Here is a 14631-nt window from a genome sequence, read left to right as displayed (position 1 = left end):
TCTCAGCCGCCCGGTGTGACGATCCCTCTCTCGTAGGCAAACACCACGGCATGCGTGCGATCCCGCAGACCGAGCTTCGTGAGCACCCGCGAGACGTGCGTCTTCACGGTCGTCTCCCCCAGGAACAGCGTCGCCGCGATCTCCGCGTTCGACGCGCCCTTGGCGAGCTCGACCAGCACCTCGAACTCGCGGTCGGTGAGCTCCGGCGGCCTCGTGCGTTCCCTGGCCGCCGTGCTGAAGCGCGCGATCACCCGTCGCGTCACCTCGGGCGAGAGCAACGCGTCCCCGCGCGCGACGACCCGCACGGACTCCACGAGGTCCTCCGGCGAGGCGTTCTTGAGCAGGAACCCGCTCGCGCCCGCCTGCAGCGCCTCGAACAGGTAGTCCTCGCGGTCGAACGTCGTCAGTATGACCACACGGGTGCCGTGACCTGCGGAAAGGATGTGCCGGGTGGCTTCGAGGCCGTCCATGCGCGGCATCTGCACGTCCATCAGCACGACGTCGGGCCGCAGTGCGTCGACGAGTTCCACGGCCTGGGCGCCGTCGCCCGCCTCCCCGACCACCTCGATGCCGGGCTCGGTGCCGAGGATGACCCGGAAGCCGGCGCGGACCAGGTCCTGGTCGTCGGCCAGCACCACTCGCAAGCTCACGCCTTCTCCTCCGTCGCGGTCGGCAGCGACGCACGGACCAGATAGCCCGCGTTGCGCCGTGGGCCCACCTCCAGCGAACCGCCGTGCACGGCCAACCTCTCCCGCATCCCGACCAGGCCGAAACCAGCGTTCGTGGACACCGCCCGTCCACGCCCGTCGTCGGCGATCTCCAGTTCCAGCGCGCTGTCGAGATAACGCATCCGCACGTCGACATGGTGCGCATCGGCGTGCTTCACCACGTTCGTGAGTGCCTCCTGCACGACCCGATAAGCCGACAACGCCACACCGGACGGCACCTCGCGCACGTCCCCGTACACGCCGTGCGACACCTCAAGACCGGCAGCGCGTGCGTTCTCCAGCAACTCCGGCAGGTCGTCCAGCCCCGGCGCGGCCTTGAGGTCGGTGTCCGCGTCCGCGCGCAACACGCCGAGCAGCCCGCGCAGCTCGTTGATCGCGGTGCGCGCGGTCTGCTCGACGGTCTGCAGGGCGTCACGGGCCATCGGAGGGTCGGAGTCGAGAACCCGCCGCGCCGCACCGGCTTGAATCCCCATGACCGACACGTGGTGCGCCACCACGTCGTGCAGATCACGCGCGATCCGCATGCGCTCGGCCGCGATCGCACCGCGCGTGTTCTGCTCCTGCGACCGCTTGAGCTCGTCGGCCTGGAACTCGAGCTGCGCCCGCCGCCGTGCCCCCGACCACGCCATCTCCCCCACCACGTAGGCGAGGAGGAAGAAGAAGATGTTGAACTCCAGTCCGTAGAGGACAGAGGCGAGCACGGGGTCGATGGGTCCGGCGGCGTCCTTGAACTCCCCCTTCGGCCCGAGCAGGGCCCGCACCAGGCTGAACCCGAGCCACAGGAACATCGACACGATCACGGCGATGCGGGACCACCGCGCATGGCGGCGATTCCGCTCCCACGCACCGACGGTGTAGATCGCGAGGAAGAGGATCGCGGACGGCACGAGCGTGTCACCCGACCGGTTCACCTGCGCGGCGATGAACAGCGCGGACACCACCAGCATCACGGCGAGCGGGTACCGGCGACGCACGACCAGCGGCGCCGACAGGGCGACCACCCACGCGAGCTGCGCGAGCAGCCCCGGCGGATCCCGGAACACGTAGGCGCCCATGCTGTTGACCAGCGCGGTGACCTCGACCGCGCACAGGAGCACGAGCACGGCGATGCCGATGTCGCGCCGCCGCTGGGCGGGCGTCGGGCCGGGCCGCCGCCACTCGTTCCACACGGGCTCTTCCACGCGGTCAAAATACCTGGCGGCACGGCTGACCTACGGTGGTTCGATGGACCTCGCCCTGACCGTGCTCGGATGCGCGACCCCCTACCCGACCGCGGACAACCCCTGCTCGGGTTACCTGGTGACGCACGACGACACTCGCGTGTGGATGGACGCGGGCACCGGCACGCTCGGCCCGCTCCAACGCCACACGAGGCTGGAGCACCTGGACGCGATCTGGATCTCACACCTGCACGCCGACCACAGCGCCGACCTGCTCACGACGTACTACGCGCTGCTGTTCGCCGACGTCTCGCGCCCGCCGGTACCGCTGTTCGGACCGCCCGGCATCGCGGCACGCCTCGCGGGATTCCTCACCAACGGGCCGGTGCGCAGCCCGGTCGAGGACGCGTTCGCGATCACCGAGCTGCACGACGGCCACCAGGCCCGGGTCGGCTCGATGTTGCTGACGACCGCGGCGGTCGAGCACGGCGTCCCGGCGTTCGGGGTGCGGGTCGAGGCGGGCGGGACGTCGTTGACCTACTCGGGCGACACGGCACCGTGCGCGAGTCTCACGGCACTGGCCCGCGGCACCGACATGCTGCTGTGCGAGGCCGAGAGCACGGCCCAGGTACCGGACGCGGTCCACCACACGCCCGAAGACGCGGGCGAGACGGCCGCCGCGGCGGGAGCGGGACGGTTGGTCGTCACGCACGTGGGCCGCTTCCTGACGTCACAGGAAGCGGCTTCGCGTGCCTCCACCCGGTACGCGGGCCGGGTCGACCACGCGGCACCGGGCACCACCCTCACAGCTGGTTGACGCGCACCAGGTTCCCGGCCGGATCGCGGAACGCGCAGTCCCGCACACCCCAGGGCTGGTCCTCGGGCTCCTGCAGCACCTCGCCCGCCCCGGACGACTCGACCCACGCCCGTGCGCGGTCGAAGGTGCCCTGCAGATCCTCGGTGGCCAGCGACAGCGCCGTGTAGACGCCCTTGGCCATGAGCACCGCGATGGTGCGGCGTTCCTCGTCGCTCACGCCGGGGTCGGCGGCGGGCGGGTGGAGGACGATGCCCGTGTCCGGCTGGCCGGGCGGGCCCACGGTGATCCAGCGCATGGTGCCCTGGCCCACGTCCTGGCGGACCTCGAAGCCGAGTGCGTCGCGGAAGAAGCCCAGCGACTTCTCGGGGTCGTCTGCGGGGAGGAAGGCCGCGGCGATGATGACTGACATGGCGGTCAACCTAATCGGACCGGCCGGTGGCCGCTTCTCGATTCCTGATCGGCCGCATCACGGCCTTGGCCAGGCAGTTCGGGATGCCCTGGCCGTCGGTGGCCGCGACCTTCCTGTACTGGCTCGGGGACATGCCGACCAGTTCGGAGAAGCGGGTGCTGAACGTGCCGAGCGAGGTGCAGCCGACCTCGAAGCAGACGTCGGTGACGGACATGTCGCCGCGGCGCAGCAGGGTCATGGCGCGTTCGATGCGGCGGGTCATGAGGTAGCTGTACGGCGACTCGCCGAACGCGGCGCGGAAGGCGCGTGAGAGGTGGCCCGCGGACAGGTGCACCCCGCGCGCCAGCGCCGCGACGTCCAGCGGTTGCCGGTACTCGCGGTCGATCCGGTCGCGCACCTTGCGGAGCAGGACCAGTTCCTGCAGGCGCGGGTCTTGGGCGGTCACGAGAGACAGCCTAAGGCCCGCGCCTGACAGATCACCGACTTGAAATCAGCAGGCGCCCTGGTCGCGCCAGACGCCCCACTCACCGGTGGTGCCGGGCTCCTCGCCCTGCGTCCACCACTGGGCCCGCCACTTGCGGCCCTTGTGCGACACCTCGTTGCCGCCGACGTAGACCTTGCCGCGGTCCCAGGCGGGCAGCGAACAGGTCTGCGGAGTCGTGGTCGTCGTCGTGGTCGTGGTGGTCGTCGTCGTAGTGGTCGAAGTGGTGGTGGACGTCGTGGTCGAGGTCGGCGGGTTGCCGCCCCCGATGCGCGGGTGGTCCGCCGAGATCGCGTACGACTGGCCACCGAACGTGAACACGAAGTTCGACGGCGTCGAGATAGGCAGCTGGTAGCTGACGGTCACGTCGATCGACGCGCCCGGTGCGAGCGACTGCCACGACGGGAGCGTGAGCTCCGCCTTCTGGAAGTCACCGCGCAGGCCGCCCACGTTGGACCCGCTGTGTCCCTTCGACACGACGCGGAGCCCGAAGCCCGACTGGTCGCCCATGCTGCCGGGCGCGCTGGTGCCGTAGTCGAACGCGATCTTCGTGCCACCGGGGATGGTGACGTTCGAGCGGTTCGTGAACTTGATCTTCGGCGTGATCGGGTAGTTGTTGTCGCCCAGCGCGAAGCCGTACACGTCGACGTCCACGGCCAGCGACTGGGTCTGCTGCGACGTGGCCTTCAACGCGCCGTACGGGGCCGCGCCGTTCAGGCCGGTGTTGATGGTCGACAGCAGCGTGTCGCCCATGAAGTACTCGTTCTTCGCGGAGTCGAACTTGTAGTCGCCGGCGAGCTCCCAGATCATGATGCCGCCGAGACCCTTGTCCTTGACGTACTTGGCCTTCTCCGCGATCGACTGCTCGGTCTCGGTGGAGAGGAACACCTTCTTGTCGTTGTTCCACAGCCACGGCGACTTCAGGGTCGAGTCGTAGTACGGCGCGTAGGTGCCGGTGATGCGGTCGGTCGGGTCGTTGACCGGGTCGAGGCCGTACTGCGAGCCGTAGGAGCCGGTGATCTTGGCTTCCAGGTTCTTGGTGTGCCACAACGGGTTCACACCGGACGGGACCTCGGCACCACCCGCGGTGACGTCGTGCCAGAGGTTGTCGACGCCCGACGCGCCGTTGCCGCACGGCGTGGTCGAGCCGACCGACGAACCGGTGCCCGGCGGGCACTGCGACTGGTTCGGCAGCGGGGCCTTGCCCCACAGGCCGTTCGTGCCACCGGTGACACCCTGCCAGCCGCGCGAGTAGAACGGCACGCCGATGTTGATGCGTCCGGCCTGCATGGCGCCGCGGTAGTAGTGGTACGACCAGTCGGTGTTCAGGTACCCCATGCCCTCGTACTGCGGTGCCGTGTACACGCCACCGGCCGCGAGCTCGCCGTCCTTGCCGTCGTCGTAGAGAGCGGCGTTCGGGCCGACGAACTGGTTCCACGAGCCGTGCAGGTCGTAGCTCATGACGTTGAGGTAGTCGAGGTACTTGGTGACCTGGTACGCCTCCTGGCCGCGCAGCAGCCAGCCCGAGGCGGGCACGGCGGCGGTCAGCATGTAGTGCTTGCCGTCGGCGGCACCGGCGCGGTCGAGCTTCTCGCGCAGCGTCTTCATGATCTTCTCGTAGCCCGCCCACAGCGTGCCGCGGTTGGCGTTGGAGATCCAGAAGTCGTCCGGGTTGCCGGCGTGGTTGTTCGACGTCGCGTACTCGTAGTCGATGTCGGCGCCGTTGAAGCCATACTTGCGCAGGAACTCCACGGTGCTGTCGGCGAACGTGTCGATCGCCGCCTGGTTCTGGCCGAGCTTGTAGAAGCCGCCCGACGCGTTGCGCGTGCCGTCGGCGTTGAAGAAGCCGCCGGTCTCCGCCCAGCCGCCGACCGAGATCAGCGTCTTGACGTTCGGGTTCTGCTTCTTGAACTTCGTGAGCTGGTTGAAGTGCCCCTTGTAGGGCAGCGACGGGTCCATCTCGGAGCCGGCGACCCCCGGCCACTCCATGCCGATGGACGAGTTGTTCGCGTTGTTGTCACCGACCGAGATCTTGTTCTGGCCGTCGATGTGCGCGAACGCGTAGTTCAGGTGGGTGACCTTGTTCCAGGGGATGTCCTTGGCGAGGTACCCGGGCTGACCGTTCTTGCCGGTCCGCCAGCTGGTGAAGTACCCGATGACGCGTCTGGACTTGTCCCCCATGGTCTCGCGCCCGGCGGTGTCGTAGACGGTGCAGTACGGCACCTCGACACCCGGCGTCTTGTAGAGGCCGTCCGGCCGGCAGTCCTCGTGGGCTGCGGCTGCGGTCGGCGCGTTGGTCACAGCTATCACGGTCCCGGCTAGCAGAGCTAGCACCGGGACCACTCTGGCGAGCAGTCGCAAGGGAAGGACCTCCTGGCTAGGGCGGCGGCCACTGCCGGAACCGTAAAATGGTCCAGACCTTTGCGTCAATACTCGATCACTGACGAAAGGTGTCAGTGAATCGGTTTAGCGTCCGATCCATGAGTGCAAACGATTTCGACTTCCTCCACGGGCAGTGGCGCGTGGCCAACCGCAAGATCGCCGACATCCCCGGCCGTGGCACCGAGTGGGTCGAGTTCGAGGCCCGCGCGGAAGCGAGACCCCTGCTGGGCGGCGCGGCGATCATCGACAGCATCTTCGCCGACGACTGGGAGGGCATGACCCTGCGCCAGTACGACCCGGCCGGCGACGTCTGGCGGATCTGGTGGGCCTCCACCCGCGCTCCCGGCGAGCTCGACCCACCGCTGGAGGGCAGGTTCGACGGCGAGCACGGCGTGTTCTTCGGCGACGACGTGGTCGGCGGGCACGAGGTGAAGCTCCGGTTCGACTGGACAGCGGGCGCCGACCCGGTCTGGCAGCAGCAGTTCTCCTACGACGGCGGCGAGACGTGGGAGACGAACTGGGTCATGCGCTTCACCCGCGCCTGAGCCGTCAGTGGTGGTGCTGGTGGACGACCGCGTGCCCCTTGCCGCGCGAGATCATCCAGCGGTTCACCGGCACCGTCACCACGAACGCGACGGCGAGCGAGAACGCCAGCGCCGCCCAGAACACCCAGTTGCCCAGACCCGCGTCCATCGCGCCGGGCACGAGCAGCATGACACCGTTGTCGACGACCTCCATCACGGCGATCGAGACGGTGTCGGCCGCCAGCGCCACGCCGAGCGCGGCCTTGAACGCGAGGCCCGACCGCAGCACCGGGCGGATGGTCAGCGAGTAGCCGAACACGAACGCGAGCACCACGGCCAGCACGATCGTGGCGAGGTTGCCCCAGCCCAGCGCCGTGCCGATGACCATGCCGAGCACCTCGCCGATCGCGCAGCCGGTGAGGCAGTGCAGCGTCGCGGAGATCGCCTGCCTGGTCAGACTCTGGTCCATGCCCGAGACCATACCCCTAGGGGGTACCCGTATCAAGCCGGATCGTCGTAGGGTGTTCCGCATGACGAAGCGCCGGCTCACCCAGTGGGTGTTGCTCTGCGCGCTCGTCTTCGCCGTCGTCGGAATGCACCATGTCGCAGCCGCGGACACTCCGCACGCCGAGCACACGGTCTCCCACCACCAGGAACAGCCGCACGAGCACGACCTGTTGCACCTGTGCCTCGCGGTCCTGGTCGCCGCGGCCGTCGTGCTGCTCGGCTGGTTCCTGGTCCCGACGGCACTCCCCCGGCTCGTGGCGACGGGAACCGAGTCGCCGCTGAGCACCCCTCAACGTCCGCCGCCGGGCGGAAGGCAGCTCCTCATGACTCTCTGCGTGCTGCGGAACTGAGTTCGTCAGTCCACTCAGCACTGTCCACAACCGCAGAGAGAAGAATCCCGTGAAGAAGTCCCTCATCGGGGCTGTCGTCGGCGTGCTCATGTTGAGCGCCTGCGGCACTCCCGCGAACAACGCTGCCGACGTCACGTTCGCGCAGGGCATGGTCCCGCACCACGAACAGGCGCTGGACATGGCGAAGCTCGTGCCGTCCCGCAGCAGCGACGCCGCGGTGCGCGACCTCGCGCAGCGCATCGAGAACGCGCAGGGTCCCGAGATCGTCCAGCTGAACGAGTGGCTCCGCGAGTGGGGAGCCGGCGCCACGAAGGACGACCACCAGGGCCATGACGTGGCGGACCTGGAGAAGGTCACCGGCGCGGAGTTCGACCGGCTCTGGCTCGACATGATGATCAAGCACCACGAAGGTGCCGTCGACATGGCGAGGACCGAGCTCTCCGAAGGCAAGGACGAGAAGGCGCGGAAGATGGCCCAGGCCATCGTCGACGGCCAGCAGCAGGAGATCTCCGAGATGAAGGATCTCCTGAAGGGCTAACCGATCTGGGTCAGCGCGAGCCCGCCCGCCATCAGCACGGCGCACGCCAGGCCGTGCACGACGGGATTGCGCACCAGGAGCGCCACGAACTCCCGCAGGAACGCGCTCGGCACGAAGTACCAGGCCGTGGGCGCGCCGATGACCTGCAACCTCAGGCCCTGCTTGCGGGAGAGCACGGCGGTGCGGAACACGTGGTAGTTGTTCGTGACCGCGACGACCCGGCCGTTGAGACCCCGTTCGGCGAGCAACGCCTTGCTGTAGCGGAGGTTCTCCTCGGTCGTGGTCGCCTGGTCCTCCATGACGACGTCCTCGTCCGGCAGGCCTCGTTCGAGGAGGTACCGGCGCATCGCGAACGCCTCGGAGACCTTCTCGTCCGAGCCCTGCCCGCCCGACACGACGATCACCGGCGTCCGGCCGGCCTCGCGGTCGCGCCGGTAGAGCCGCATCGCGCGGTCGAGGCGGTTCGCGAGGAGCTTCGGCACGCGGTCGCCGATCAGGCCGGCGCCGAGCACCACGATGCCGTCGAACCCGTGACGGCGGCCCGTGCGGCCGTAGATCACCGAGTACAGCAGCAGGCTCACGAACAGGAACGCGATGTACGCCGACACCAGGAACAGGCCGATGGCGGAGCCGCGGATCCAGTCGTTGGGCTGGGTGATGCCCCACGCGAAGTAGGCCATCTCGGCGAGCAGGGCGAGGCCCGCGAGCAACGACAGCAGGTTGCCCAGCGAGCGGCCCTCGCGGCGGACCATCACCACGCCGTTGGCCAGCAACGCCAGCGGGAGCAGCAGCAGGCCCACCAGCGCCACCGCGAACGCGAGCAGCAGCGGCAGGCTGACCAGCGGGTTGTCCTGCCCGGCGTCGGCCAGGAACAGCAGCAGCATCACCAGGGCGATGCCGAGCCAGACGGCGTTGCTCAGGCGACGGCGGTCACGCGCCATCCCGTAGACGAAGAACGCGGCGGGGATCAGGAACAGCAGGCCGGCTAGCACCGGCCAAGGATAGTGCCGGTGATCACTCCGTGCTGTCGGTGTTCTCCGATTTCGGCGCGGGCTTCGGCCGCGGCCTCAACGTGACCGCGCCCGCCGTGAGGTCGAGCGGCCCGGTCTCCTCGTAGTCCTCGCCGGTGCCCGCGTCCGTCGCCTCGCGGCGGACCTTGGGGCCCGGGAACAACTCACCCAACTGTCCCATGGCCCCGACCCTACCCTCAGAAGATGGCGATGAGCAGCACGATCAGTGCGATCGCGATGAGGATCGGGATCCACATGGCACCCTGCGGCCTGCGGTAGTGCCTGCGGACCCTCTGCGTGCCGAACCAGCTGTAGGGCTTGCTCCGACGGTGCTCGCGAACCCAGGGCATCTCATCCTCCTGACCAGTGGCTGTTAGCGCGGGGTTACCCCGGTTCCGAGGCGTTCCTGTACTCCAGCCAGCCCAATTTTCGCGATTTCGGGATCACCGATGTCGTTTCCGTACAGCACTTCGTGCCACGGCCCCAGTTGATGCCAGATCAACGCCCGCGCGCGCAGCTCGTCCGTCACGCCGTAAGCGTGTGCGACGGCATCGGCGAACTCGGGCGGTGTGGAGTGCAACGCCCACGCGAGGTCGATCGCCGCGTCGCCGACGTGCAGGTCGCCGAAGTCGATCACGCCGGTGAGCACGCCGTCGCGACCCAGCACGTGTTCGGGTCCGAGGTCGCCGTGCACGAGCGTGTCGGCGGGCAGGCCGTTGATCTTCGCCAGCAGCTCCTCACCGCCGGGCACGCGCACCTCGGCCCGGAACCGCTCCACGGGCAGCGCCATCGGCCCGACTCCCAGCGCGACCGCCTCGCTGACGGGTGCGGCGTGCAGGGCCCGCAGGAACTCCCCCAGCTGACGGCCCTGCACGGCGTTGGGCGACACCAGTTCCTCGCCGGGCACCAGTTCGTGCCGCGCCACCACCGGATCGCTGGAGACGAGGACCGGCACCGGGACGGGCAGCGGCAGCCGGGGCGCGAGCCACGGCATCACCACCGACTCGCGCACGAGCTGCGGCCCGATCTCGGGGCGGCGCGGCCGCCGTTCCACCCAGCGCCCGCCGACCAGGACGGCCGTGCTGTCCCAGCCCTCACCGAGGTGAGTCACGCGATTGGTTTGCTCCACATGGGACTCCGGTTTCACTCCGGCATGATCGCGTGAAGATGCTCGGCCATTGTCCGCGGCGCCCTCCCCAGCACCCGCTCCAGGTCGGGCGTCTGCCGCTCCAGGGCACCCGCGCGGACCTGCGCGTTGAGCCACCGCACCGGTCCTGGCCCGTCGTCGGGCACATCGCGGTAGGCCACTCCCAAGTCCTCGGCGACCCCGGGGTGGGTCCACAGAGGACCGGTGAGGTCGTGGGCCTTGCCGAGGTGCGCGTCGTCGAGGAGCACCTCGACGGCGGCATCCGCGAGGTCGGCGCGGAACGCGGTGTTCAGCCCGCTACCGCCCACACTGCCCGTCAGCTCACCGTCGGTGATCCTCGGCACGAACGCGTCGCTGTAGAACGGGTGCCGCAGCAGCGTGTGCGGCACCCCGCTGTCGCGGAGGGCCTGCTCAGTCGCGTGGTGGGCCTCGGTGAGGCCGGTCGCGGTGGTGTCGGCGCCCAGGAAACTGGTGTAGACGATCGCGCCCACCCCGGCCTCACGGGCGGCGGCGATGGCGTTGCGGTGGTGTGTCACGCGTTTCGCCGCGTCCAACTCGGGTGAGGAGATCAGCAGCACCTTGTCGGCGCCGGCGAAGGCCGCCAGAAGACTGGCCGGGTCGTCGTAGTCGCCGTGCCGCACCTCAACGCCCTCAGGCGCACGGGACAGATCGCGGACGGCCGCAACCACGTCGGCGTGCTTCGACAACCGCTCGACGACCAGGCGTCCCAGCGCACCGGACGCAGCCGTGACGACGATCAAGGGCCCTCCTCCACTCGATGATCACCAAGCTAAGCCGCGCGGGCCGGGTCGGCGCCACTGAATTAGCGGTGGGCAGGCTCGTCGTGCGATGACGTTCAGCGGTCGGTCGCAAGGCGGTGAAGGATGTCGATCGTTTCGGCCTCGTGCGAGGCGAAAGCACCGTGATCGCTGTGCCACGTGGCGGTGTACGAGGCACGTTCGCTGAGACGGCGCTGCAACTCCGGGTGCAGCACACGGTCGTCGTCGCAGACGACGTAGGTGCTCGGACGAACGCGCCAGGCAGCGTCGGGGATCGACTGATACCCCGCTGTCATCAACTGGGGAACCAGACCCGCCGCGCGGTCGGCCTGCTGTTCTTCAGTCAGGTGGCCGTGGAACAGCGCTCCCGCCATGCCGGGGTCGATCGTGGTGATGCCGTGTGGGTCGCCGATCATCGCAGCGTGCAGGTCGCTGTGCGGCGCGTCGCTCATCAGGCCGAGGCTCGACTCACCGGCGTCCGGCATCGCGGCGGCCAGGTAGACCAGGTGGGCCACCCTCTCGACGTTCAACCCGCTGATGACGGCACCGCCGTAGGAGTGTCCACAGGCGATCACGGGGCCGGGACCCAGGTCGAGCACGGACTCGGCGGCCGCGATGTCAGCGGCCAGTGATCCTCGGTGGAGTTCGGCGACGGCAACCGGAACGCCGCGGTCGCGCAGGCCTTTCGCGACGCCGTTCCAGGCATGACCCGTGTGCCACGCTCCGTGAACCAGCAGCACGCCACGGGGTGCAGAGCGATCCATCAGCTTTCCTTCGTTCGTTGGATCTGTCATGGCGCCAGGTCCAGTGAGTCACGCACGCCGGCGCGTGCGCGGTGCAGCCGGGACTTCATCGCCGCCGTGCTCAGCCCCAGGGCCCGGGCCACGGCGCCACCCGGAAGTCCCTGGACGTCACGCATGATCAGAACTCGGCGCTGGTCGGCGGGCAGCGCCGCGATGGCCGCGGCCACGCGCTCGACCTCCAACCTGGCCAGCACGTCGTCCTCCGCCGACGCCTCGACCGGCTCGGCGACCGGTTCGGGGCGAAGGACCAGCATCCGGGCACGGCGCAGGCACTCGTGGCTGACGATCCGGAACATCCACGACGCCAACGCGCCGGCGGCCCGCAACGTCCCGATCTTGCGGAACAACACGATCATGGCTTCCTGCGCCGCGTCCTCGGCGTCCTGGCTGCTCGCGCACAAGGTGAGGGCGAAGCGCTTCACATGCGGATGTGCGCCCGCCACGAGCGCCGCGATCGAGGCCTCGTCCCCGCTCTGCGCCGCGGTGACCAGTTGATCACCGGGCCACGCCGCGCTAGCCACGTGACCGCGCCCGCCGGCGCAGGAAGACCGCACAACCGCATACCAGCGCAACCACAGCACCAACAGCGAGCGTCACTGGACCCTCCTCAGACGTGCTGACCCGTGTGGTCCGCACTCCTATAAGAGCAATCCATCGCGGCGAAGGGTTCGCGGACGGGGTCGCGAGTTTCTGCTCAGCTCCCTCTGCGGACGTCCTGGCCTCCCGTGCAGAATCACCGGCGTGGCCGCCACCGTCTCCTCCAAGCTGCTGTCACTGCTCGGCACGTTCGACAGCAGGCACCGCCGCCAGACCCTGAGCGGCATCGCGCGGCGCTGCGGCCTGCCGGTCAGCACCACGCACCGGCTGCTGGCCGAGCTCACCGACTGGGGCGCGGTGCGGCGGCTGGAGTCCGGTGAGTACGTGATCGGGCGGCGGATCTGGCGGCTCGGGCTGCTGGCGGTCGGCGAGGTCGACCTGAGCCGGGTCGCGGAGCCGTTCCTGCACGACATCCACGCGGCCACGCGGGCGGTGGTGCACCTGGCCGTGCGCGAGGGGACCGAGGTGCTGTACCTGGACCGGGTGTCGGGGCACGCGTCGGTGCCGATCGTGAGCTCCACCGGGAGCAGGTTGCCGTTGCACTCGACCGGTGTCGGGAAGGTGTTGCTCGCGCACGCCCCTGCGGACGTGCAGGAGGAGGTGCTCGCGCACGGGCTGACGCGGATCACGGCGTTCACGGTCACCGAGCCGGGGCGGATGCGCGCGCAGCTGCACCGGATCCGGCGGGACGGGTACGCGCAGACGTTCGAGGAGATGACGCTCGGGGCGTGCAGTGTGGCGGTGCCGGTCGAGGTGGAGGGGCACGTCGTCGCGGCGCTCGGGATCGTCGTGCCGGACCTGCGCAACGTGCGGGCCCGGCTGGTGGCGGCGTTGCAGGTCGCGGCCAGGGGCATCGCGCGGATGCTGGAGCCGAGTTTCCATCCACCGGAAGCCGGGCTTGGATGAACTTTCACCTACCGCTTGAATCCTGAGCGTGGCCAGCGAAACACGTGAACTCCTGATCGGCGGCGACAGCGTTCCCGCGCTGGACGGCCGCACCACCGACGACCTGAACCCCTTCACCGGCGAGGTGTACGCCGTGGTCGCGGCGGCCTCCCCGGCCGATGTCACGCGCGCCGTCGACGCGGCCGAGCAGGCCTTCGCGGGGTGGGCGGCGACGTCGCCGTCCGTGAAGCGCGGCATCCTGCTGCGCGCCGCGGACGCGCTGGAAGCCAGGACGCCCGAAGTGGTCGCGCTGATGGCCGCCGAGGTCGGCGGTGTCGGCGGGTGGGCCGGGTTCAACGTGATGCTGGCGGCGAACGTCCTGCGCGAGGCGGCCGCCGCGGTCACCCAGCCCGTCGGCGAGGTGCTGACCACGGAGGTGCCGGGCCAGCTGTCGCTCGCGGTCCGCGCACCGCTCGGCGTGGTCGCGGCGTTCGCGCCGTGGAACGCGCCGGTCATCCTGAGCACGCGGGCCGTCGCCGCACCACTGGCGGCCGGGAACACCGTGGTGCTCAAGCCCAGCGAGGACGCGCCGATCGCGGCCGGGCTGCTGATCGCCGACGTCCTGCGCGAGGCCGGGCTGCCGGCGGGCGTGCTCAACGTCGTGACGAACGCGCCCTCCGACGCCGCCGCCGTCGCCGAGGCGCTGATCACCGACCCGCGTGTGCGCGCCGTGAACTTCACCGGCTCCACCGAGGTCGGCCGGATCGTCGGAACCCTTGCCGCACAACACCTCAAGCCCGCCGTGCTGGAGCTCGGCGGCAAGAACTCGTTGCTGGTGCTGGACGACGCGGACCTCGACCACGCGGTGGACGCGGCGACGTTCGGCGCCTTCCACAACGCCGGGCAGATCTGCATGTCGACGGACCGCATCCTGGTGCACCGGTCGGTCGCCGAGGAGTTCACCGCGAAGCTCGCCGCCAAGGTCGGGTCGCTGCCGCACGGCGACCCGGCCGACGCGGGCACCGTGATCGGCCCGGTGATCAACCCGCGCGCCGCCTCCCGCGTCGCGGCGCTGGTGGCCGAGGCCGTCGAGTCGGGCGCTCGGGTCCGGGCGGGTGGCGACGGAGGCGCGACCGTGCTGGACGAGGTCACGCCGCGGATGCGCGTGTTCCAGGAGGAGATCTTCGGTCCGGCGGTGATCGTCGTGCCCGTCGCGGACGACGACGAGGCCGTGGCCATCGCGAACGACACCGAGCACGGCCTCACCGCGGGCATCCTCACCGAGGACTCGCGGCGCGGACTCGGGCTCGCCCAACGCATCCGCACCGGCATCGTGCACGTCGGCAACCAGACCGTGGACGACGAGCCGCAGGCGCCGTTCGGTGGCGTGAAGTCCAGCGGGTACGGCAGGTTCGGCGGCCGCTGGGGCATCGAGGCGTTCTCGGCGACCCGCTGGGTCACGGTCGCGAGCGAGCACGGCCACTTCCCGTTCTAGGTCCTCGACGCTCAGCGGC

At 69.8% G+C, this 14631-nt stretch carries 19 protein-coding genes; 6 read left to right on the top strand and 13 right to left on the bottom strand.

The window, feature by feature from the left end; all coding sequences use genetic code 11:
- Window positions 1-2: 2 nt before the first annotated feature.
- The gene (locus tag ACFWN2_RS09800) at window positions 3-650 is read right to left on the bottom strand and encodes a response regulator (RefSeq protein WP_382426271.1); all 648 of its coding nucleotides are present in this window, start codon (window positions 648-650) and stop codon (window positions 3-5) included.
- A complete protein-coding gene (locus tag ACFWN2_RS09795; RefSeq protein ID WP_382426270.1) occupies window positions 647-1909 on the bottom strand; it encodes a sensor histidine kinase in 1263 nt (420 codons plus the stop codon). Before ACFWN2_RS09795 ends, ACFWN2_RS09800 begins: the two co-directional genes overlap by 4 nt.
- A 43-nt stretch (window positions 1910-1952) precedes the next feature.
- On the opposite strand from ACFWN2_RS09795, the gene ACFWN2_RS09790 reads away from it, so the two are divergent.
- Window positions 1953-2705 (top strand): MBL fold metallo-hydrolase, encoded by a 753-nt coding sequence (locus ACFWN2_RS09790; protein WP_382426269.1) that lies wholly within the window; start codon window positions 1953-1955, stop codon window positions 2703-2705.
- Here the strand turns inward: ACFWN2_RS09790 and ACFWN2_RS09785 are convergent.
- The 3 genes from ACFWN2_RS09785 to ACFWN2_RS09775 are packed head-to-tail and all read right to left on the bottom strand — an operon-like array spanning window position 2692 to window position 5905.
- Window positions 2692-3114 carry a VOC family protein gene (locus tag ACFWN2_RS09785; protein ID WP_382426267.1) on the bottom strand — a complete coding sequence of 141 codons (423 nt, stop codon included), beginning with the start codon at window positions 3112-3114 and terminating at the stop codon, window positions 2692-2694. The genes ACFWN2_RS09790 and ACFWN2_RS09785 overlap by 14 nt on opposite strands.
- A 10-nt stretch (window positions 3115-3124) precedes the next feature.
- Window positions 3125-3559 (bottom strand): helix-turn-helix transcriptional regulator, encoded by a 435-nt coding sequence (locus ACFWN2_RS09780; RefSeq protein WP_382426266.1) that lies wholly within the window; start codon window positions 3557-3559, stop codon window positions 3125-3127.
- Window positions 3560-3604: 45 nt separating this feature from the next.
- Window positions 3605-5905, bottom strand: coding sequence for a glycosyl hydrolase family 18 protein (locus tag ACFWN2_RS09775; RefSeq protein WP_382427426.1), 2301 nt, complete (start codon window positions 5903-5905; stop codon window positions 3605-3607).
- Window positions 5906-6075: 170 nt separating this feature from the next.
- Here ACFWN2_RS09775 and ACFWN2_RS09770 point away from each other — a divergent pair, with 170 nt between their 5' ends.
- Entirely contained in the window at window positions 6076-6522 is a 447-nt protein-coding gene (locus ACFWN2_RS09770) for a hypothetical protein (RefSeq protein ID WP_382426264.1), read from the top strand.
- A 4-nt stretch (window positions 6523-6526) separates the two neighbouring features.
- On the opposite strand, the gene ACFWN2_RS09765 is transcribed toward ACFWN2_RS09770, so the two are convergent.
- Window positions 6527-6970, bottom strand: a complete 444-nt coding sequence (locus ACFWN2_RS09765) for a DUF4396 domain-containing protein (RefSeq protein WP_382426262.1) — start codon at window positions 6968-6970, stop codon at window positions 6527-6529.
- A 61-nt stretch (window positions 6971-7031) separates the two neighbouring features.
- On the opposite strand from ACFWN2_RS09765, the gene ACFWN2_RS09760 reads away from it, so the two are divergent.
- Both ACFWN2_RS09760 and ACFWN2_RS09755 read left to right on the top strand, forming a co-directional pair.
- Window positions 7032-7358 (top strand): hypothetical protein, encoded by a 327-nt coding sequence (locus ACFWN2_RS09760; protein ID WP_382426261.1) that lies wholly within the window; start codon window positions 7032-7034, stop codon window positions 7356-7358.
- A gap of 49 nt (window positions 7359-7407) precedes the next feature.
- Window positions 7408-7896 (top strand): DUF305 domain-containing protein, encoded by a 489-nt coding sequence (locus ACFWN2_RS09755; protein WP_382426260.1) that lies wholly within the window; start codon window positions 7408-7410, stop codon window positions 7894-7896.
- Here ACFWN2_RS09755 and ACFWN2_RS09750 read toward each other — a convergent pair.
- From ACFWN2_RS09750 to ACFWN2_RS09720, 7 genes are all read right to left on the bottom strand, one after another.
- Window positions 7893-8888, bottom strand: coding sequence for a YdcF family protein (locus ACFWN2_RS09750; protein ID WP_382426258.1), 996 nt, complete (start codon window positions 8886-8888; stop codon window positions 7893-7895). The two genes, ACFWN2_RS09755 and ACFWN2_RS09750, sit on opposite strands and share 4 nt — an antisense overlap.
- Before the next feature lie 22 nt (window positions 8889-8910).
- On the bottom strand, window positions 8911-9087 hold the full coding sequence (locus ACFWN2_RS09745) for a hypothetical protein (RefSeq protein WP_382426256.1): 177 nt from the start codon (window positions 9085-9087) through the stop codon (window positions 8911-8913).
- 16 nt (window positions 9088-9103) lie between these two features.
- Window positions 9104-9256, bottom strand: a complete 153-nt coding sequence (locus tag ACFWN2_RS09740) for a hypothetical protein (RefSeq protein ID WP_382426254.1) — start codon at window positions 9254-9256, stop codon at window positions 9104-9106.
- Between the two features lie 23 nt (window positions 9257-9279).
- Window positions 9280-10017, bottom strand: a complete 738-nt coding sequence (locus tag ACFWN2_RS09735) for a phosphotransferase (RefSeq protein ID WP_382426252.1) — start codon at window positions 10015-10017, stop codon at window positions 9280-9282.
- A gap of 32 nt (window positions 10018-10049) precedes the next feature.
- The gene (locus ACFWN2_RS09730; protein ID WP_382426251.1) at window positions 10050-10814 is read right to left on the bottom strand and encodes an NAD(P)H-binding protein; all 765 of its coding nucleotides are present in this window, start codon (window positions 10812-10814) and stop codon (window positions 10050-10052) included.
- A 95-nt stretch (window positions 10815-10909) separates the two neighbouring features.
- Window positions 10910-11596 carry an alpha/beta hydrolase gene (locus ACFWN2_RS09725; protein WP_382426249.1) on the bottom strand — a complete coding sequence of 229 codons (687 nt, stop codon included), beginning with the start codon at window positions 11594-11596 and terminating at the stop codon, window positions 10910-10912.
- A gap of 26 nt (window positions 11597-11622) precedes the next feature.
- Window positions 11623-12156: an RNA polymerase sigma factor gene (locus ACFWN2_RS09720; RefSeq protein ID WP_382426247.1), complete on the bottom strand. Its 534-nt coding sequence runs from the start codon at window positions 12154-12156 to the stop codon at window positions 11623-11625.
- Between the two features lie 211 nt (window positions 12157-12367).
- On the opposite strand from ACFWN2_RS09720, the gene ACFWN2_RS09715 reads away from it, so the two are divergent.
- Together ACFWN2_RS09715 and ACFWN2_RS09710 are read left to right on the top strand one after the other, a co-directional pair.
- On the top strand, window positions 12368-13138 hold the full coding sequence (locus ACFWN2_RS09715; RefSeq protein WP_382427424.1) for an IclR family transcriptional regulator: 771 nt from the start codon (window positions 12368-12370) through the stop codon (window positions 13136-13138).
- Window positions 13139-13166: 28 nt separating this feature from the next.
- Entirely contained in the window at window positions 13167-14612 is a 1446-nt protein-coding gene (locus ACFWN2_RS09710) for an aldehyde dehydrogenase family protein (RefSeq protein WP_382426245.1), read from the top strand.
- Window positions 14613-14631 lie beyond the last annotated feature (19 nt).

The sequence above is a fragment of the Lentzea sp. NPDC058436 genome (assembly GCF_042721515.1).
Taxonomy (GTDB): domain Bacteria; phylum Actinomycetota; class Actinomycetes; order Mycobacteriales; family Pseudonocardiaceae; genus Lentzea.
Note: the sequence above shows the minus strand (reverse complement) of the source record. Positions and strands in the feature narration are given on the sequence as shown.